The organism is Streptomyces malachitofuscus, from assembly GCF_055571035.1.
Genome location: NZ_JBVIGA010000022.1, coordinates 1 through 22,473, shown reverse-complemented (window position 1 = coordinate 22,473; position 22,473 = coordinate 1). Strand labels below are relative to the sequence as shown.

Here is a 22,473-nt window from a genome sequence, read left to right as displayed (position 1 = left end):
GTCCCCCGACACGACTTCCCGATTCTCGAAGGGCTGACTGGCATGGGCAACACGGGCAACACCGAGGACAAGCTGCGGGACTACCTCAAGCGCGTCACCACCGACCTGCGGCAGACCCGCAGCAGGCTCGGCGAGCTGGAGACGCGGGCGCACGAGCCCATCGCCGTCGTGGCGACCGCCTGCCATCTGCCCGGCGGTGTGCGCAGCCCCGAGGAGCTGTGGCAGCTCGTCGTCGACGGCGTCGACACCGTCGCGGGCCTGCCCACCGACCGTGGCTGGGACATCGACGGGCTGTACGACCCCGACCCGGAGCGCCTCGGTACCAGCTACGTCCGCCACGGCGCCTTCCTCTACGACGCGGCCGAGTTCGACGCCGGGTTCTTCGAGATCTCACCGCGTGAGGCGACCGCGATGGACCCGCAGCAGCGACTGCTGCTCGAGACCACCTGGGAGGCGTTCGAGCGGGCCGGCATCGACCCCACCACCCTGCGGGGCAGCTCCACCGGAGTCTTCGTGGGCGCCAGCAACCAGGCGTACGCCCCCGACGGCACCCGCGCCCCCGAGGGCATCGAGGGGCATCTGCTGACCGGTGGGTCCGCCGCCGTCCTGTCCGGCCGCATCGCCTACAGCTTCGGCTTCGAGGGCCCGGCCGTCAGCCTCGACACCATGTGCTCGTCGTCGCTGGTCGCACTCCACCTGGCGGTGCGGTCCCTGCGCAACGGCGAGTGCTCCATGGCCGTCGCGGGCGGTGCCACCGTCATGGGCAGCATGCGCAACTTCGTCGAGTTCAGCCGCCAGCGCGGACTGGCCCCCGACGGCCGCTGCAAGCCCTTCGCGGCCGGAGCCGACGGCACCGGCTGGGGTGAGGGCGTGGGCGTACTGCTCCTGGAGCGCCTGTCGGACGCCGAGGCCAACGGACACCAGGTCCTCGCCGTCATTCGCGGCTCGGCGATCAACCAGGACGGCGCCTCGAACGGCCTGACCGCCCCGAACGGCCCCTCGCAGCAGCGCGTCATCCGCGCGGCGCTGTCCGACGCGGACCTGTCGGCCGCGGACGTGGACGTGGTGGAGGCGCACGGCACGGGCACGAAACTCGGCGACCCGATCGAAGCACAGGCGCTCCTGGCCACCTACGGCCAGGAACGCGACGCCGACCACCCGCTCTGGATCGGCTCCCTGAAGTCCAACATCGGTCACACGCAGGCTGCCTCCGGTGTCGCGGGCGTCATCAAGATGGTCGAGTCGCTGCGGCGCGGGGTCGCGCCCAAGTCCCTGCACGGAGAGGAACTCACCCCGCACGTCGACTGGTCCTCCGGCACCCTGCGTCTGCTCACCGAGGCCGTCGACTGGCCGGAGACCGGACGGCCGCGCCGAGCGGGCGTCTCGTCCTTCGGCGGCAGCGGCACCAACGCCCACGTCGTCCTCGAACAGGCGCCGGTCACTCAGTCACCGCCCGGAGAACCCGACACGACCGACGCGGTCCTGCCCTGGCTGCTGTCGGCCCGCACGGAAGCGGCGTTGAAGGAGCAGGCTCAGCGACTGGCCGACCGTGTGGAGTCCGCCGACCTGTCCGCCGTGGACGTCGCCCACACGCTGGCCACCGGTCGTGCCGCTCTGGAGGAGCGCGCCGTCGTGGTCGGCACCGACCGCTCCGCCCTGCTGAACGGCCTGCACGCCCTCGCACGGGGTGAGCGGCCCACTGGTGTGACGCGCGGCCTCACCGAAAGCCCTGGCGCGACCGTGGACCCGGTGTTCGTGTTTCCGGGGCAGGGGGCGCAGTGGGTGGGGATGGCGGTGGAGCTCCTCGACACCTGTCCGGTGTTCGCGGCTCGGTTCGCTGAGTGCGCCGAGGCGTTGGGTGGGTTCGTGGACTGGTCGTTGGTGGACGTGGTCCGGGGTGTGGAGGGTGTGCCGGGGCTGGACCGGGTGGATGTGGTGCAGCCGGTGTTGTGGGCGGTGATGGTGTCGCTTGCGGCGGTGTGGGAGTCGTATGGCGTCAGGCCTGCTGCTGTGGTGGGGCATTCGCAGGGTGAGATTGCTGCTGCGGTGGTGGCGGGTGCGTTGAGTGTGGTGGATGGTGCGCGGGTGGTGGCGTTGCGGTCGCGGGCGATCGTGGCGTTGGCCGGTCGTGGGGGCATGGTGTCGGTCGCTTTGCCGGCGCAGGGCGCGGAGGAGTTGGCGGCGCGGTGGCCGGGGCGGGTGTCGGTGGCGGCGGTGAACGGGCCGACGTCGACGGTGGTGTCCGGTGACGCCGACGCGTTGGATGAGTTGGTTGCCCACGCCGACGCTGACGGCATTCGGGTGCGGCGGATCGATGTGGATTACGCCTCGCATTCCGCGCATGTGGAGGCGATCGAGGCGGAGTTGGCGGAGGTTTTGGCGCCGGTGGTGGCGTTGGAGCCGGTGGTGCCGTTCCTGTCGACGGTGACGGGGGAGTGGATCGACACAGCTCGGACGGATGCCGGGTACTGGTATCGCAACCTGCGTCGGACGGTGCAGCTGGAACCCGCCGTCACCACGCTCCTTGCCGAAGGCCACGGAGCGTTTCTGGAGATGAGTCCGCACCCGGTGCTGACCGTCCCGGTCGCCGAGACCGTGGAGGCTGCGGGTTCGGAGGCGGTGGTGGTCGGGTCGTTGCGTCGGGGTGAGGGCGGCCTGGACCGCCTCTATCTCTCCCTGGGCGAGGCGTGGGCCGGAGGCGTGTCGGTGGAGTGGGCCCCGGTCTTCGAGGGTCTGTCTCCGCGTCGGGTCGACCTGCCCACCTATGCCTTCCAGCGCAGCCGCTTCTGGCTCGATCTGCCGACGGCACGGGTGAGCGCCGACCCTGCCGAGGAGGCGTTCTGGCGGACCGTCGAGGAAGGGGACCTGGAGGCGCTGGCCGGCACGCTCGGACTGGACGGCACCGAAGGGCTCGGCGACCTCGTTCCCGCGCTCTCCGCCTGGCATCGAGGGCGCCAGGGCCGCGCCCGGCTGGACAGCTGGCGCTACCGGATCGTGTGGCGGCCGCACCGGCTCCCGGAGGGTGACACGCTCGACGGCACCTGGCTCCTCGTCGTACCCGCCGAGCATCTCGCATCACCGCTGGTCAGCGGTGTCGCCGGCGCACTCGGCCGGGCCGGGGCGACCGTCGTCACCTACATCATGGGGCCCGACGACCTCGACCGCGGGAAGATAGCCTCCCAGCTCGCCGCCGCCGTCGCCCGGACCGATGGTGCCCCCACACAGGGTGTTGTCTCCCTGCTCGCCCTCGACGAGCGCCCGGCGTCGGGACTCTCCGGTGCCACCTCGGCCATGGTCTCCTCGCTGCTCCTGGTCCAGGGCCTGCTGGATGCCGGCATCGACGCCAGGACATGGTTCCTCACCAGCGGAGCCGTCGCGACCGGTACCGAGGGCGACGCCGTCAACCATCCCCTCCAGGGTGCCCTGTGGGGCCTCGGTCGTGTGGTGGCCCTCGAACAGCCCCGGCACTGGGGCGGGTTGCTCGACCTGCCCGCGGATGTCGACGACGACGTCGCACGTCGGCTGGTCGCCCTCCTCGCGGCCCGGGGCGACGAGGACCAGGTCGCCCTGCGCGCACAGGGAACGTATGTCCGTCGGCTGATCCGCACGCCGCTCGCCGGCCGTGGCGCGCCGCGCACCTGGCGCACCAGCGGCGCTGCGCTCGTCACCGGCGGCACCGGCGGGCTCGGCGCGCACGCGGCTCGTCTGCTGGCCCGCAATGGCGCAGAGCACCTGGTGCTGACCAGTCGGCACGGTCCCGAGGCGCCCGGAGCGGCCGAGCTGGAACGGCAGCTGACCGACCTCGGCTGCCGGGTGACGATCGCCGCCTGCGACGTGGCCGACCGGGACGCGCTTCGCCGCCTCGTGGAGCGGGTCGAGTCCGAAGGTCCCGCCATCCGCACCGTCGTGCACACCGCCGGTGTCGGCATGCTCGCCCCGCTCGTCGACACCGAGCCGGCCTTCTTCGCCGAGGGCGCCCGTGCCAAACTCCTCGGGGCGGCCAACCTCGACGAACTCTTCGACCACGACCGGCTGGACGCCTTCGTCCTGTACTCGTCCGTGGCCGGAACCTGGGGCAGCGGCGACCACGGCGCCTACTCCGCCTCCAACGCCTATGTCGACGCCCTTGCTGAGAACCGCAGGGCCCGCGGTCTCACCGGGACGTCCCTGGCGTGGGGCATCTGGAGCCCCGAAGGCGGCGGCATGGCCGTGAACGTCGTGCGCGAACAACTGCGCTGGCGCGGCATCCCGTTCATGGACGCCGACCTCGCCGTGACCGGCCTCCAGCAGGCCCTCGACCACGACGAGACGTTCCTCGCGATCGCCGACATCGACTGGGAACGCTTCGTCCCCGTCTTCACGGCGGCCCACCCCAGACCGCTGCTGCACGAGGTCCCCGAAGTCGCCGAGGCGATGAAGGCCGAAGAAGCCGTGCTCGACAGCGCCGCCGACCGGCGCGGCGGACTGCGCGCCGAACTCGCCGCCATGCCCCCCGCCGAACGCGACCGGGCCCTGACCGACGTGGTCCGCACCGAGGTCGCCGCCGTCCTCGGCTACGCACAGGGCGACGACATCGCCGCCACCCGCGCCTTCCGCGAACTCGGCTTCGACTCCCTCACCGCGGTCGAACTGCGCAACCGGCTCAACGAGGCGACCGGCCTGGCCCTGCCCGCCACCATCGTCTTCGACCACCCCAACGTCCGAGAGCTCGTACGCCACGTGCGTGGACACCTCGTCGACGACGGCGCCGCCGAGGAGACCGCCGGGCTCCCAGCCCTGGCCGCGGCCCGTCCGGCGCACGAGGACGAGCCCATCGCCATCGTCTCCATGGGCTGCCGCTTCCCTGGCGGTGCACACTCGCCCGAGGACCTCTGGCAGCTCGTCCTCGAAGAGACCGATGCCATATCCGGTCTGCCCGTCGACCGCGGATGGGACGCGGAGAGCCTGTACGACCCCGATCCCGACCGGGCGGGAACCACCTACGCCCGGGACGGCGGATTCCTGCACGACGCGGCCGAGTTCGACGCCGCCTTCTTCGGCATCTCGCCGCGTGAGGCGACCGCGATGGACCCGCAGCAGCGACTGCTGCTGGAGACCGCCTGGGAGACCCTGGAGCGGGCCGGCATCGCGCCCGACAGCCTGCGTGGCAGCGACACCGGCGTGTTCGTCGGCGTCTCCCACCAGGGCTACGGAGCATCCGGCGAGGTCCCGGAGGGCCTCGAAGGGCACCTCATCACCGGCACGGTCACCAGCATCGCCTCCGGCCGGATCTCGTACACGCTCGGTCTCGAAGGACCGGCCGTGACCATGGACACCGGGTGCTCCTCCGCACTCGTCGCCATGCACCAGGCCATGCGGTCGCTGCGCTCCGGCGAATGCTCCCTCGCGCTGACCGGCGGCGCCGCCGTCATGGGCGAGCCGGTCGGACTGATCGGCTTCAGCCGGCAGCGCGGCCTCGCCCTCGACGGGCGCTGCAAGGCGTTCGGCGCGGGGGCCGACGGCATGGGAATGGCAGAGGGCGTGGGCGTCCTGCTCCTGGAGCGTCTGTCGGACGCACGGGCCAACGGCCATCAGGTCCTCGCCGTCGTGCGGGGTTCGGCGATCAATCAGGACGGTGCGTCCAACGGCCTCACGGCTCCCAATGGTCTGTCCCAGCAGCGGGTCATCCGCGCGGCGTTGGCGGATGCCGGGCTGTCGGCTGCGGACGTGGACGTGGTGGAGGCGCATGGCACGGGGACGAAGCTCGGCGACCCGATCGAGGCGCAGGCGTTGTTGGCCACGTACGGTCAGGAGCGCGAGGGTGACCGGCCGTTGTGGCTGGGGTCGGTGAAGTCGAACATCGGGCATGCGCAGGCGGCGTCGGGTATGGCCGGGGTCATCAAGATGGTCCAGGCGATGCGCAACGGCATCCTGCCCAAGTCCCTGCACACCGACGAGCTCTCCACGTTCGTCGACTGGTCCGCCGGACAGGTCCGGGTCCTGACTGAGGCACGCCCCTGGGAGCAGAACGACCGACCCCGTCGGGCGGGCGTCTCCTCGTTCGGCGTCAGCGGGACCAACGCGCACGTCATCCTTGAGGAGCCGGAACCGGAAACCGCCCCGGAAGTGGAGCCCACCGAACGGCCCGAGGCGGCCGTACCGTGGGTGGTGTCGGCTCGTTCGGAGGCGGCGCTGCGTGAGCAGGCCGTGCGGCTCGTGGCCCGCTTGGAGGGTACGGACACCGACCCGCTCGACGTCGCCCATGCGCTGACCGTCGGCCGTGCCGCTCTGGAGGAGCGCGCCGTCGTGGTCGGCACCGACCGCTCCGCCCTGCTGGACGGTCTGCGAGCCCTGGCCGCCGGTACCGCAGACACCAGGCTCGTCCGGGGGGGTGCCCCGCACAACGGCGAGTCCGTCCAGCCGGTCTTCGTGTTCCCGGGGCAGGGGGCGCAGTGGGTGGGGATGGCGGTGGAGCTCCTCGACACGTGTCCGGTGTTCGCGGCTCGGTTCGCTGAGTGTGGCGAGGCGTTGGGTGGGTTCGTGGACTGGTCGTTGGTGGACGTGGTTCGCGGTGTGGAGGGTGTGCCGGGGCTGGACCGGGTGGATGTGGTGCAGCCGGTGTTGTGGGCGGTGATGGTGTCGCTTGCGGCGGTGTGGGAGTCGTATGGCGTCAGGCCTGCTGCTGTGGTGGGGCATTCGCAGGGTGAGATTGCCGCTGCGGTGGTGGCGGGTGCGTTGAGTGTGGTGGATGGTGCGCGGGTGGTGGCGTTGCGGTCGCGGGCGATCGTGGCGTTGGCCGGTCGTGGGGGCATGGTGTCGGTCGCTTTGCCGGCGCAGGGCGCGGAGGAGTTGGCGGCGCGGTGGCCGGGGCGGGTGTCGGTGGCGGCGGTGAACGGGCCGACGTCGACGGTGGTGTCCGGTGACGCCGACGCGCTGGATGAGTTGGTTGCCCACGCCGACGCTCACGGCATTCGGGTGCGGCGGATCGATGTGGACTACGCCTCGCATTCCGTGCATGTGGAGGCGATCGAGGCGGAGTTGGCGGAGGTTTTGGCGCCGGTGGTGGCGTTGGAGCCGTCGGTGCCGTTCCTGTCGACGGTGACGGGGGAGTGGATCGACTCCGCGCAGACGGATGCCGGGTACTGGTATCGCAACCTGCGTCGGACGGTGCAGTTGGAACCCGCCGTCACCACGCTCCTCGCCGAAGGCCACGGAGCGTTTCTGGAGATGAGTCCCCACCCGGTGCTGACCGTCCCGGTCGCCGAGACCGTCGAGGCCGCCGGCTCACAGGCGCCGGTCATCGGGTCCCTGCGCCGTGGTGAGGGCGGCCTGGACCGCTTCCACCTCTCCCTGGGCGAGGCGTGGGCCAAGGGGCTCGACGTCGACTGGACCCCGCTCTTCGCGGACCGGTCGCCGCGCCGGGTCGACCTGCCCACCTACCCCTTCCAGCGCAGCCACTACTGGCTCGAGCCCGTCGCCCCGCGCCATGGCGCCGACGACCGGAGCCTGGGCGCCGTCGACCTCGTGGACGACGGGTTCTGGGCCACCATCGAGAACGAGGACGTGGACTCCCTCGCCGAGAGCCTCGGGATCGAGGACGTGCGGTCGCTCGCCGAAGTCGTCCCCGCCCTGTCCTCGTGGCGACGTGACCGGATCAACCGCTCCACGCTGGACGGCTGGCGCTACCGGGTCGCCTGGCGGCCGCGCACCGAGCAGTCCGGCCGGGTCGAGGGCCTGCCGGGCAACTGGCTGATCGTCGTGCCCGCCGGACACGAGAACGACCCGATGGTACGACTGGTCCGCGAGGCGGTCGACGAACGGTCGGCCGGGGCGCTGCTGCTGGTCGCCGGACCGGACGCCGCCGAACGCGACCGGATGGCCGACCTCGTGCGGCAGCGGACCGACGGCGTCGAGATCGGCGGCGTGCTCTCGCTGCTCGCCCTGGACGAGTCACCGTGGTCCACCGAGGGCGTGCTGACCACCGGTCTGGTACTGACCACCGCACTGCTCCAGGCGGTCGGTGACGCCCGGGTCGACGGGCCCGTGTGGTGCGCGACCCGCGGTGCCGTGTCCGTGCACCGCGGTGACGTACTGCGCACCCCCCTCCAGGCGATGTGCTGGGGGCTGGGCAGGATCGCGGCTCTGGAGTACCCGCAGCGCTGGGGCGGTCTGATCGACCTGCCCGAGACGATGGACGGCCGTGCGGTACGCCGTCTGGTCGCCGCACTGTCGGGCACCCTGGAAGAGGACCATCTGGCGGTACGGCCGTCCGGGCTCTTCGCCCGCCGGCTGGTGCGGGCCGGTGAGGGCCCCCGGCCCGACGGCCACTGGCGGCCGTCCGGGACCGTCCTGGTCACCGGAGGGACCGGCGGACTCGGCCGGCACGTCGCCCGCTGGCTCGCCCAAGGCGGAGCCGAGCACCTCGTGCTCGCCTCCCGGCGCGGTGCGGACGCTCCCGGCGCCGGCGAACTCGTCGCGGAACTCGCCGAACTGGGCGCCACCGCGACCGTCGTCGCCTGCGACGTCGCAGACGCCGACGCGGTGCGGGGACTCGTCGACGACCTGCCGGGCGGCGGCACACTCACCGCTGTCGTGCACACCGCGGGCATCATCGACGACGGACTCATCGACGCCCTGACCCCGCAGCGGGCACACGGCGTCATGCGTCCCAAGGCTGACGCGGCGCTCGCGCTCGACGCTGCCACCAGGCACCTCGACCTCGACGCGTTCGTGCTCTTCTCGTCCATGGCCGGCACCCTCGGCGGTCCCGGACAGGGAAGCTACGCCGCGGCCAACGCCTTCCTCGACGCCCTGGCCGCGCGCCGCCGCGCGGAGGGACTGCCCGCCACCTCCATCGGCTGGGGCACCTGGGCCGGCGGCGGCATGGTCGGCGAGGAGGTCGCGGAGCGGCTGCGCCGCGACGGCGTTCCCCCGATGGACCCCGAACTGGCCGTCGCCGCCCTGCAGAAGGCGCTCGACCAGGACGAGGAGTTCCTGATCGTCGCCGACGTCGACTGGAAGCTCATCACCGCCCGCGCGTTCGCCGCCCTGCGGGAGTTCCCCGAGGCCCGCACGGCCCTCGTGGCCGACGGCGCGGTACAGAAGAAGGAGAGCGACGCCGTCGACGGGCCGCCGGCGGTCAAGCGGCTGGCCGCCCTGGCGCCCGCCGAGCGCCGCGCGGCGCTGCTGGACGAGGTCCGCGGGCAGGCCTCCGCGGTGCTGGGCCACGCCGACCCCGACGCCGTCCCCGACGGGCGCGCCTTCCGCGACCTGGGCTTCGACTCGCTGACCGCGGTCGAACTGCGCAACCGGCTCGCCGAGTCCACCGGGCTGCGCCTGCCGGTCACCCTTGCCTTCGACCACCCGTCCGCGAGCGCCCTCGCCGCCCACCTGGACCGTGAACTGTTCGGCGCGGACCCGGCGGCCGGCGGTCGGCCCGAGCTGCCGGCGGCGGCCGTGGACGACGACCCGGTCGTCATCGTCGGCATGGGCTGCCGCTTCCCCGGCGGGGTCACCTCACCGGAGGAGCTGTGGCGGCTGGTCGCCGACGGCACCGACGCCATCACCCCCTTCCCCGCCGACCGCGGCTGGGACGTCGACAGCCTCTACGACCCCGACCCCGAGCGCACCGGCCACTCCTACGCCCGGCACGGCGGGTTCCTGCACGACGCCGACCGGTTCGACCCGGCGTTCTTCGGCATCGCGCCGCGGGAGGCCGTCGCGATCGACCCGCAGCACCGGCTGCTGCTGGAGACGTCCTGGGAGGCGTTCGAACGCGCCGGTATCGACCCGGACCGGCTGCGCGGCGCACGCGCGGGCGTGTTCGTCGGCTCGAACTACAACGACTACGGCAGCCGCGCAGGACGGGCCCCGGAGGAGCTGGAGGGCTACCTCGCCACCGGCAGCGCGAGCAGTGTCGCCTCCGGCCGCATCGCCTACACCTTCGGTCTGGAGGGTCCGGCGGTCACCGTCGACACCGCCTGCTCCTCCTCCCTCGTCGCCCTGCACCTCGCCGTGCAGGCCCTGCGGTCCGGCGAGTGCGAACTCGCCCTGGCCGGCGGGGTGACGGTGATCTCCACCCCGGACACCTTCGTCGAGTTCAGCCGGCAGCGCGCCCTGTCGCCCGACGGCCGCTGCAAGGCGTTCAGCGCGGAGGCCGACGGAGCGGGCTGGGCCGAAGGCGTCGGACTGCTGCTGCTGGAGCGTCTCTCCGACGCCCGCCGCAACGGCCACCCCGTGCTCGCCACGGTGGCCGGGTCCGCCGTGAACCAGGACGGCGCGTCCAACGGGCTGACCGCGCCCAGCGGACCCGCGCAGCAGCGCGTCATCCGTCAGGCGCTCGCCTCCGCGGGGCTGTCCCCGCAGGACATCGACGCCGTGGAGGCGCACGGCACCGGCACCACCCTCGGCGACCCGATCGAGGCGCAGGCCCTGCTCGCCGTCTTCGGACCGGACCGGCCCGCCGAACGGCCGTTGTGGCTGGGCGCCCTGAAGTCCAACATCGGCCACACCCAGGCCGCCTCGGGTGTCGCGGGCGTCATCAAGATGGTGATGGCGATGCGGCAGGGCATCCTGCCGCGCACCCTGCACGCCGAGCAGCCCTCGCCGCACATCGACTGGTCGTCCGGAGCGGTCCGTCTGCTGCACGAGGAGCGGGCCTGGGCCGCGGGCGACGTCCCGCGCCGCGCGGGCGTCTCCTCCTTCGGGGTGTCCGGCACCAACGCCCACGTCATCCTCCAGGAACCGGACGCCGTCGACGCCACGGAGCCGGCCCGGCCGGTCGGGCGGACGCCCGGCGTCCTGCCCTGGCTGCTGTCCGCACGCGGCACCGCCGCGCTGCGCGCCCAGGCCCGACGCCTGCTCGACCACCTGGCCCACCACCCGGACACCGCCCCGGCGGACCTCGCCCTGTCCCTGGCCACCACCCGCGCCCACCACGACGACCGTGCGGCCGTCGTCACCGCCGGCACGGACGGCCTCGCCGAGGCGCTCACCGCCCTCGCCGAAGGCCGTGACCACCCGCTGCCGGTCGTGGAGCGCGCCCGCGGCGGCAAGGTGGCGTTCCTCTTCTCCGGACAGGGCGCCCAGCAGGCCGGCACCGGGCGGGTCCTGTACGAGCGGTACGAGGTCTTCGCCGACGCCCTCGACGAAGTCTGCGCCCACCTCGAGGCCCACCTGGAACCGCACCCCGGCGCGCGCTCCGAACTGCCCTTGCGGGACGTGCTGTTCGCCGAGCAGGGCACCAAGGACGCGGCTCTCCTCGACCGCACCGCCTACACGCAGGCCGGTCTCTTCGCCGTGCAGGTCGCCCTGTACCGGCTCCTGGAGAGCCTGGGCGTACGGCCCGACGCGCTGCTCGGTCACTCCGTCGGTGAGATCGCCGCGGCCCATGTCGCGGGCGTGCTGACCCTGGAGGACGCCTGCCGGCTCGTCGCCGTACGCGGCAGCCTCATGGGCGCGCTTCCCCAGGGCGGCATCATGGTCTCCGTCCAGGCCGGTGAGGACGAGGTGAGACCCCTCCTCGACGCCCACCGGGACCGGGTCGCCGTCGCCGCTCTCAACGGCCCGCACGCCACCGTGCTGTCCGGCGACGAGGACGCCGTCACCGCGGTCGCCGCCGAGCTGGCCGCCCGGGGGCGCAAGACGCACCGGCTCAACGTCAGCCACGCCTTCCACTCGCACCACATGGACGGCATGCTCGACGCGTTCGCCGCCCACACCGCCCGCATCGAGCACGGCCGGCCCGCGACGACCGTCGTCTCCACCGTCACCGGCCGCCCCGTCACCGACGGTGAACCGTTCGACGGCGGCTACTGGGTGCGCCAGGTCCGCGACGGCGTCCGCTTCCACGACGGCGTCCGCGCCCTGGAGGAACAGGGCGTCACCACCTACGTCGAGATCGGTCCCGGCGGCGTCCTCACCGCGCTGGCCGGGGAGTGCGTCGACGGCGACGCCGCCCTCGTCCCGGCACTGCGCCGCGAGACCGAGGAGGAGACGTCGCTGACCTCCGCCCTCGCCCGGCTGCACACCCGCGGCCACCACGTCGACTGGGAGGCCTGGTTCGCCCCCACCGGCGCCCGCCGCACCGACCTGCCCACCTACCCGTTCCAGCGGCGCAGTTACTGGCTGGAGGCGACGGGCCCCGACGCCCGCCGCTCGGACCTCGAACCCGTACGCCACCCTCTGCTGACGGGGGCAGTGCCGCTGGCCGACGGCTCGGCGACCGTCCTGACCGGCACCGTGTCCGTGGACGCCAGGCCCTGGCTCGCCGACCACGCCCTCGACGGCCGGATCCTCCTCCCCGGCACCGCGTTCCTCGACCTGGCCATGGAGGCCTGCGCCCACACCGGCGCCGCCCGCGTCGCCGATCTCACCCTGCGGACCCCCCTCGTCCTCCCCGAGGACGGCGCGGTCCGGCTCCAGGTCACCGTCACCGCACCCGACGACCACGGCGACCGCGCCCTGACCGTCCACTCCCGGCCCGTCACCCGCGACGAGGGCGACCCCGGCCCCTGGACCCGGCACGCCGAGGGCACCCTCGGCGACACCCCCGCCGCCGGCGCCCCGGCACCCCTGCCCGCCGCCTGGCCCCCGCCGGGCGCGAGCCCCGTGGACGTGAGCGGGCTGTACGAGCGCATCGCCGGCGGAGGCTTCGCCTACGGGCCCGCCTTCCGGGGGCTGCGCGCCGCCTGGCGCGACGGCGACACCGTGTACGCCGAGATCGCTCCCGAGGACGGCGAACACCTCCAGGGCACCGACCGGTTCCGCATCCACCCGGCGCTCCTGGACGCCGCTCTGCACACGGTGGCGCTCACCGCCGACGGGACGGGCGGCACGGTCGTCCCGTTCACCTTCTCCGACGTCACCGTGCACGGCGCCGGGCCCACCGCCCTGCGCGTCCGTCTCACTCCCCAGGCCGGACACACCTACCGGGTGACCCTGCTCGACGGCACCGGACAGCCGGTCGCCGACATCGACACCCTCGCCCTGCGGCCCGTGGACACCCGTACCCTTCCGGCCGCCCCCGGCCGCGGGGCGCTGCACCGGATCCGCTGGACGCCCGCCGCACCCGGCACGGCCCCGGCCGGGCCCGTGCACCTGCTCGGCGACTTCGCACCGGCCCTCCCGGACGCCGTCCGCCACGCAGGACCCGCCGCGCTGGTGCGGGCCACCACCGCGACGGCCGTACCCGGAACCGTTCTCGCCACCGTGCCGGAGACCCACACGGACACCGACCCCGGCGCCGCCGCCCGCACCGCCACCGGCCACGCCCTGCGGCTCGTCACCGAGTGGCTCACCGAGGACTCCCTCGCCGGGACCCGGCTCGTGCTGCTCACCCGCAACGCCGTGACGACCGGCCCCGACGACGCACCGCGCACCGACCCCGCCCAGGCCGCCGTGTGGGGTCTGATCCGCGCGGCCCGCGCCGAGAACCCCGGACGCTTCGCCCTCGTCGACCACGACGGCAGCCCCGCGTCCCTGGACCGGCTGCCGTCCGTACTGGCCCTCGGGGAGAGCGAGATCGCCCTGCGCGACGGCACCGCACTGACACCACGGCTCACCAGGACCGGTCCCGCCGCCCCGCCCGCCGACGCCACCGGCCCCGTCGTCGGCGACGGCACCGTGCTGGTCACCGGAGCGGGGGGTGTACTGGGCCGGCAGATCGCCCGCCACCTGGCCACCGCCCACGGAGTGCGTTCCCTGGTCCTGGCCGGCCGGCGCGGCGCCGCCTCCGAGGGCATGCCCGCGCTGTGCGAGGAACTCACCGGACTCGGCGCCCACGTCACCGTCGCGGCCTGCGACGTCGCCGACCGCGACGCCCTGACCGGGCTGCTCGGCGCGATACCCGCCGACCGTCCGCTGACGGCCGTCGTCCACACCGCCGGCGTCCTCGACGACGGCATCGTGCAGTCCCTCACCCCCGAACGGCTCGACACGGTGCTGCGCCCCAAGGCCGACGCCGCCGTCCTGCTGGAGGAACTCACCCGCGACACCGGCGCCGCACTCGTCCTGTACTCCTCGCTCGCCGGGACCCTCGGCGGCGTCGGACAGGGCAACTACTCGGCCGCCAACGCCTTCCTCGACGCCTTCGCCGCACGCCACGACACCCCCGAACGCCGGATCACGTCGCTCGCCTGGGGCCTGTGGGCCGAACGCAGCGGAATGACGGGCACACTCGGGACATCCGACCTGCGCCGTATCGCCCGCAGCGGCGTGCGCCCCATGGACAGCGACCACGCACTGGCCCTGCTCGACGCGGCACTGCGCGCCCCCGAACCCTGGTACGCGCCCGCCGACCTCGACCCGGCCACCCTGCGGGCCTCCGACGGCACCGTGCCCGACCTGGTCCGCGACCTCGTCCCGGCCCGTACCCGGCGCCCGGCCGCCCCCGCGCAGGTCGACGCTCCGGCGGCACCGGCGGGCGGCGAGCTGCGCGCGCGTCTGGCCCGACTCGCCCCGGCCGACCGGCACACCGCCGTCCTGGACGCCGTACTCGCCCAGGCAGCCCTGGTCATCGGCCACGACAGCCCCGACTCCCTCGACCCCGAAGGAGGCTTCCTGGACAGCGGGTTCAACTCCCTGACCGCCGTCGAGCTCCGCAACCGCATCGGCGCCCTGGCCGGCGTACGACTGCCCGCCACGCTGATGTTCGACCACCCGACGCCGCGGCGGCTCGCGGCGCATCTCCTGGAGCGCATCGAACCCACGGACCGGTCCGCCGACACTCCGCCGCTGCTCGATCAACTCACCGCACTGGAATCGCGGTTGAGCGAGAGCACGGTGGACGGCGCGCTGCACGATCAGGTCCGTGCCCGGTTGCGCGGCCTCCTGGACCGGCTGGACGGCGCCCCACTGGCCGATCCGGCCGGCCCGGACACCGACGAGGTGTCCGACGACGAACTGCGCGCCTTCCTCGAGGGCGACCTCGACGAGGCCTGACCCGGCCCCGGTCGCCCCGGCCGCATCCACGACCGATGCCCCGGCCGGGGCGACCGCCCCTCTCACCCCTACCCGTCACCCGTGATCTGGATGGAACATGAAGGCTCTCGTGCTCGCGGGGGGATCCGGTACGCGGCTGCGACCGATCACCCACACCTCCAGCAAGCAACTGGTCCCGGTCGCCAACAAACCGATCCTCTTCTACGGCCTCGAAGCCATCGCCGAGGCAGGCATCACCGACGTCGGTGTCATCGTCGGCAGCACCGCCCCGGAGGTGCAGGCCGCCGTCGGTGACGGCTCCGCCTTCGGCCTCGACGTCACCTACATCCAGCAGAGCGAACCCCTCGGGCTCGCCCACGCCGTCCTCATCGCCCAGCCCTTCCTCGGCGACGACGACTTCGTCATGTACCTCGGCGACAACTTCGTCCTCGACGGCATCGGCGACGTCGTCGACGAGTTCCGCAAGGACCCCCGCGACGCGCATGTCCTCCTCACCCGGGTCGGCGACCCCACGGCCTTCGGCGTCGCCGTGACCGACGACCACGGCAACGTCGTCGACCTGGAGGAGAAGCCGAGCCGGCCGCGCAGCGACCTCGCCGTCGCCGGCGTGTACCTGTTCACCACCGCCGTCCACGAGGCCGTACGGGCCATCCCGCCCTCGGCCCGCGGCGAACTCGAGATCACCGACGCCCTCCAGTGGATGATCGACCAGGGGATGACCGTACGCTCCACCGTCATCACCGGCTACTGGAAGGACACCGGCAACGTCACCGACATGCTGGAGGTCAACCGCACACTCCTCGAACGCCTCCAGCCCCGCATCGACGGGTCCGTCGACGAGGAGAGCGAGATCATCGGACGCGTCAGGATCGAGGAGGGCGCCGAGGTCCGCCGCTCCCGCATCGTCGGCCCCGCGATCATCGGCGCCGGCAGCGTGGTCACCGACTCCTACATCGGCCCGTCCACATCGGTGGCGGAGGACTGCCGCATCACCCACAGCGAGATCGAGTACTCCATCGTGCTGCGGGAGTCGTCCTTCGAGCACATCAGGCGCGTCACCGCCTCGCTCGTCGGCCGCAACGTCAAGGTCACGCTGACCCCGCGGCTGCCCGCCGCCCACCGCCTCGTCATCGGCGACCACGGGCAGGTCCAGATCTCCTCATGAACCCCGTCCGCCTGCTCGTCGTCACGGCGGTCGAGGCCGAGCGCGACGCCGTGGTCTCCGGCCTCGGTCCCGCCGTCCCCGTCACCGCCTCCGGCCCGCCGGGCCGCGAACTGCTCCGTCTCACCTGCGCCGGGGCGGTCGCCTGCGGGGACACCCGCCGGGTGCCGTCGGCCGCCCGCCGCCGCCCGCTGACCGCCGATCTGCTGGCCGGGGGAGTGGGGCCCGCCGCGGCGGCGGCCGCCACGGGCGCCGCGCTCGCCCTGGCGGCCGTCCGGGAGACGCCGTACGACCTCGTCATCAGCGCGGGCATCGCCGGCGGGTTCGCCCCCGTCGCCGCGATGGGCTCCGTCGTGGTCGCCGACCGGGTCATCGCCGCGGACCTCGGCTGCCAGACCCCCGACGGTTTCCTGCCCGTCGACAGCCTCGGCTTCGGCACCTCCGAGCACACCTGCCCGCCGCACCTGGCCGCCGCCGTCGCCCGCGCCCTCGGCGCCGTCCACGCGCCGGTACTCACCGTCTCCACCGTCACCGGCACCGAGGACAGGGCCCGCACGCTCCGCGAGCACCACGGAGCCGCCGCCGAGGCCATGGAGGGCTTCGGCGTCGCCGAGGCCGCCGCCGCGCACGGAATCCCCATGCTGGAAATCCGTACCGTCTCCAACCCGGTCGGGCCGCGCGACCGCGCGGCCTGGCGCATTCCCGACGCCCTGGCCGCCCTCCGCGACGCCTTCGCGGTGCTCGGCCCCGTCTTCGCCCACGGCGCCCCACCCCCTTACAGCTGACCGCCGGAAGGCGAACTCCACCGCAGGCAACGGTCGTTCGGGTTCCCGTCCCGTCGTGCGGGGCACCGCGGGACACTGCTTTGGCCTGCGCGAACGACGCAGCGCGGCCGAACTCCAAGCGTTTCCCCAGAGAACCCCGCCGGGCGCCGAAAAAGCCTCGTCACCCGGGTCATGCTGTCCCCACCGCACACGGAGCACACCGTCGGACCCATGCCCACCGGGCGCCCCGGGCCGACGCGCGGAGCCCCGGCGCGCACTCCGTTCCGTCACCGAACCGAACAGCATGGGGGCAGTCCATGACGAAGGAAGCGCAGCTTCGGGACTACCTCAAGCGGGTCACCGTCGATCTCCACACCACCCGGCGCAAGCTGCGGCAGCTGGAGGCCCGCGAGCAGGAGCCCGTCGCCATCGTCGGCATGAGCTGCCGGCTGCCCGGCGACGTACGCACTCCGGACGACTTCTGGGACCTCCTGGCCTCGGGGACCGACGCGGTGACGGACTGGCCCACCGACCGTGGCTGGCCCGCCCCCGACGCGGCGGCCGGTACCGACGGAGACCGCCGGCGCGGTGGCTTCGTGCCGGACGCCGACCGCTTCGACCCCGCCTTCTTCGACATCTCCCCGCGCGAAGCGCTCGCCATGGACCCCCAGCAGCGGCTGCTGCTCGAAGTGGTCTGGGAAGCCTTCGAACGGGCCGGCATCGACCCCACCACCCTGCGCGGCAGCCGCTCCGGCGTCTTCGTCGGATGCAGCGACCAGGGATACGCCTCCGGCCTGCGCGAGGTCGCCGACGACGTCCGCGGCCACCTGCTCACCGGCAACTCCATGTCCGTCCTCTCCGGCCGCGTCGCCTACGCGCTCGGCCTCGAGGGCCCCGCCGTCACCGTCGACACCGCCTGCTCCTCCTCCCTCGTCGCCCTGCACCTCGCCGCCCAGTCGCTGCGCTCCAAGGAGTGCTCCCTCGCGGTCGTCGGCGGCGTCACCGTGATGTCCGGCCCCGGCGCCTTCACCGAGTTCGGCCGGCAGGGAGGCCTGGCCGGAGACGGCCGCTGCAAGGCCTTCTCCGACGACGCCGACGGCACCGGCTGGGCCGAAGGCGCCGGCACCCTCATCGTCGAACGGCTCTCCGACGCCCGCCGCAACGGCCACCAGGTCCTCGCCGTACTGCGCGGCAGCGCCGTCAACCAGGACGGCGCCTCCAACGGCCTCACCGCCCCCAACGGCCTCTCCCAGCAGCGCGTCATCCTCGCCGCACTCGCCAACGCCGGCCTGCCCGCGACCGAGATCGACGCCGTCGAGGCCCACGGCACGGGAACCGCCCTGGGCGACCCCATCGAGGCCCAGGCGCTCCTCGCCACCTACGGCCAGGGCCGCACCGCCGACCGCCCGCTGCTGCTCGGGTCCGTGAAGTCGAACATCGGCCACACGCAGGCCGCCGCCGGTGTCGTCGGTGTCATCAAGTCCGTCCTCGCCCTGCGCCACGGCGTCCTGCCGCCCACACTCCACGCCGAACGCCCCTCCACGCACGTCGACTGGACCGCCGGGCACGTCAAGCTCCTGACGGGGCCCACCGAATGGCCCCACACCGACCACCCGCGGCGCGTCGGCGTGTCCGCCTTCGGCCTCTCCGGCACCAACGCCCACGTCGTCATCGAGCAGGCACCTGAACCCACCGCGGACGACGACCCCGGCGAAACCGCCCCGCGCGCCCAACTGCCGGTCGTCCCGTGGCTCCTGTCCGCCCGCGACGAGGAGTCCCTGCGCGCCCAGGCCGGCCGCCTGGCCGCCCACCTGACCGCACACCCGGACACGGACCTCTACGACCTGGCTGCCTCCCTCGCCACCACACGCACCGCCTTCGAGCACAGGGCGGTCGTCCTCGGTCACGACCGAGTCGAACTCCTGGGTGTTCTGTCCGAGTTGGAGCGTGGAGGGACCGGGGCGGCCCGGACTCTCGTCGGTACGACGAATGAGGGCAAGACGGCGTTTCTGTTCTCGGGTCAGGGTGCGCAGCGCCCGGGTATGGGCCGTGAGCTGTATGAGGCTTTCCCGGTGTTCGCGGAGGCGTTCGACGCGGTCTGTGGGCACGTGGGGGAGGAGTTGCGGGAGGTCGTCTTCGGTGACGACGTCGAACGGCTGCAGCGTACGGAGTGGACGCAGCCGGCGCTGTTCGCGCTCGAGGTCGCGCTGTTCCGGCTGATGGAGTCGCTCGGTGTGCGCCCGGACTTCCTGATCGGTCACTCGGTCGGTGAGGTCGCCGCCGCGCATGTGGCCGGGGTGATGTCGCTGGAGGACGCCTGTGCGCTGGTCGTGGCGCGTGGCCGGCTGATGCAGCAACTCCCCGCGGGTGGCGTCATGGTGGCCGTCGAGGCGGCCGAGGCAGAGGTGCTGCCGCTCCTGGAGGGCCGAACGGGCGAGGTGTCCCTCGCGGCGGTCAACGGTCCGGCCTCCGTGGTGATCGCCGGTGCCGAGGTGGCGGTCGAGGAGGTCGCCTTCGAGCTGACGCGACAGGGCCGCCGCACCACCCGTCTGCGGGTGTCGCATGCCTTCCACTCGCCCTTGATGGAGCCGATGCTCGACGCCTTCCGCGAGGTGGCCGAGCGCATCACCTACGCGTCCCCGGCCGTCCCGGTCGTGTCGAACGTGACGGGGCAGCTCGCCGCCGAGGGAGAGCTGGCGTCCGCCGGGTACTGGGTGCGGCATGTCCGTGAAGCGGTGCGTTTCGCCGGCGGTGTGGGCGCTCTGGCGGCCGCGGGCGTGACGCGCTTCCTGGAGATCGGTCCCGACGGCACGCTCAGCGCCCTCGCCCATACCTGCACCTCCGGCAGCGACACCCTGTACGTGCCGGTGCTCGGCAAGAAGAGCTCCGAGCCCGACACGCTCGTCTCCGCCCTGGCACGGCTCCACCTGAGCGGTGGCGCCGTCGACTGGAAGGCTCTCCTGCCGGGCGCCCGTCCGGTCGAACTGCCCACGTACGCCTTCCGCCGTGACCGCTACTGGCTGGAGCGCTCCTACGGCGAGGACGGTTCGGCCGCCGCGGGGCCGGGACCGCACCACCATGTCGTTTGGCGCACCGTCGCCGGCCGGTCCAAGGGCGGGCGCCTGTCCGGGCGCTGGCTGCTCGTGCGGCCCGTCTCACCGGACGGCGACGACGGCTGGGACGGCGCGCTGAACGACGTGCTGGCCGAGTCCGGCGCCGAACTGACCGTCGTCGAGCACCACCACCTCGACACCCGGACCGAGTTCGCCCGCCGTATCTCCGCCGCCACCGACGACGGCCCGGTGAGCGGGATCGTGTCCACGCTCGCGCTCGCACCAGGGAACAACGAGGGGGTTCCTCACGGAGTCCTCGCGACCGCGGTGCTGACCCGGGCACTCGGTGACGCCGGTGTCGTGGCCCCGCTCTGGACGCTCACCCGGGGAGCCGTCACCGCCACGGCGAACGACCCCGCCCCGGATCCGGACCAGGCCGCAGTGTGGGGCCTCGGCCGCGTCGCCGCGCTGGAGCACCCCGACCGCTGGGGCGGCCTCGTCGACCTCCCGACCACGCTGGACCGGCGCTCGGCCACCCGTCTCGTCGCCCTCCTCGCCGACGGCGTACGCGAGGACCAGGCCGCCGTCCGCCCCGTTGGACTGCTGGGCCGCCGTCTCGTCGCGGCGCCGTCCGGGGCGCAGGCGCCGTGGCAGCCCTCCGGTACGGTCCTGGTGACCGGTGGCACCGGTGCGCTCGGTGCCAGGGTCGCCCGCTGGGCGGCCCGGAACGGCGCCGCGCACCTCCTCCTGGTCAGCCGCAGCGGTGACCAGGCCCCCGGGGCCGAGGAACTGCGCACGGAACTGCGGGACCTCGGCGCCGAGACGACCTTCGCGGCACTGGACCTCACGGACCGCACGGCCGTGGCCGCCCTGCTCGACACCCACCCCGTGGACGCCGTCGTCCACACCGCCGGCGTGCTGGAGGACGGCGTCCTCGACGGTCTCACCCCCGCCGCGTTCCGAACGGTCTTCGCGGCCAAGGTGACGGGCGCCCGCCATCTGGACGAGCTGACCCGCGACCGCGACCTCTCGGCCTTCGTCCTGTTCTCCTCCTTCGCCGGCGCCGTCGGCTCCGCCGGGCAGGCCAACTATGCGGCAGCCAACGCCCTGTTGGACGCTCTCGCCGAGCGGCGCCGAGCCGCGGGCCTGCCGGCCACGTCGATCGCGTGGGGCCCGTGGGCGGGCGGTGGCATGGCTGCCGACGCGGACGCGGAAGGCCGCCAACTGCGAGGCGGCGTCGGCCTGCTCACTCCCGAGGAGGCGCTGGACGCCCTCGCGGCCTGTGCGGGAGACGCACCGGCCACCGCGCTCGTGGCGGACATTGACTGGGAGCGCTTCGGCCCCGCCTTCACCGCCGTCCGCCACAGCCCCCTGCTCGGCGAGGTGTTCCGCGCGCCCAGCGCTCCCGGGACGAGCGCCGAGACCGTCACCAGCGGACTGCAGGACCGCCTCCGCACCCTCGACGCCGAGTCCCGTCGTCGTGAACTTCTGACCGTGGTGCGCACCCGGGCGGCCGCCGCTCTCGGGTACTCCGGTCCCGAACAGGTCGGTGCGGAGCGGGCGTTCCGCGATCTGGGCGTGGACTCGTTGATCGCGGTGGAACTGCGCAACGCGCTGGCGGCCGCGGCGGGTGTGACGCTCCCCGCCACGGTCGTCTTCGACCACCCCACACCCCGGGCCCTGGCCGCGTTCCTGTACGGCGAGCTGTACGGGGACGACGTCATCACCTCGGTCGCCACCGAGAGCAGCATCGGTCCGGACGAGCCGGTGGCGATCGTCGGGATGGCGTGCCGTTTCCCGGGCGGTGTGGAGTCGCCGGAGGACCTGTGGGAGCTGCTCGCCGACGGACGGGACGGCATCGTCGACTTCCCCGAGGACCGCGGCTGGGACCTCGGCCTGCTCTTCGCCCCCGACCCGGACAACCCCTACGCGAGCCACACCGCACGCGGCGGTTTCCTGTCCGGTGTTGGTGATTTCGATGCGGAGTTCTTCGGTGTGTCGCCGCGTGAGGCGTTGGCGATGGATCCGCAGCAGCGGTTGTTGCTGGAGGCGTCGTGGGAGGCGGTGGAGCGGGCGGGTATTGCTCCGGGGTCGTTGCGGGGGAGTCGTACGGGGGTGTTCACGGGCACCAACGGGCAGGATTATCCGGCGTTGTTGAGTGTGTCGGAGGGTGACTTCGGCGGGTACGTGGGCACGGGGAACGCGGCGAGTGTGGCGTCGGGCCGGGTGTCGTATGTGCTGGGTCTTGAGGGTCCGGCGGTGACGGTGGACACGGCGTGTTCGTCGTCGTTGGTGGCGTTGCATCTGGCGGTGCAGTCGTTGCGGGCGGGGGAGTGTGATCTGGCGCTGGCCGGTGGTGTGACGGTGATGTCCACGCCGGGCGCGTTCGTGGAGTTCGGTCGTCAGGGTGGTTTGGCGGCCGATGGCCGGTGCAAGGCGTTCGCGGAGGCGGCGGATGGTACGGGCTGGGGTGAGGGCGTCGGTGTGTTGTTGGTGGAGCGGTTGTCGGATGCGCGGCGTCGTGGGCATCGGGTGTTGGCGGTGGTGCGGGGTTCGGCGGTCAATCAGGATGGTG

Annotated in this window: 4 protein-coding genes; all 4 read left to right on the top strand. The window is 73.4% G+C overall.

Features of this window, described 5'->3' with window-relative positions; translation table 11 throughout:
* Positions 1 to 42: 42 nt before the first annotated feature.
* Complete coding sequence (locus tag ACZ44S_RS28125) at positions 43 to 14,919, top strand: type I polyketide synthase (RefSeq protein WP_466933771.1); 14,877 nt, start codon at positions 43 to 45, stop codon at positions 14,917 to 14,919.
* A 97-nt stretch (positions 14,920 to 15,016) separates the two neighbouring features.
* Positions 15,017 to 16,084: a glucose-1-phosphate thymidylyltransferase gene (locus tag ACZ44S_RS28120; RefSeq protein WP_466933769.1), complete on the top strand. Its 1,068-nt coding sequence runs from the start codon at positions 15,017 to 15,019 to the stop codon at positions 16,082 to 16,084.
* On the top strand, positions 16,081 to 16,866 hold the full coding sequence (locus ACZ44S_RS28115) for a futalosine hydrolase (RefSeq protein ID WP_466933767.1): 786 nt from the start codon (positions 16,081 to 16,083) through the stop codon (positions 16,864 to 16,866). The genes ACZ44S_RS28120 and ACZ44S_RS28115 overlap by 4 nt, the downstream gene beginning before the upstream one ends.
* A 296-nt stretch (positions 16,867 to 17,162) precedes the next feature.
* Positions 17,163 to 22,473: SDR family NAD(P)-dependent oxidoreductase (locus ACZ44S_RS28110; RefSeq protein ID WP_466933766.1), on the top strand; the 5,311-nt coding region annotated here is incomplete at its 3' end.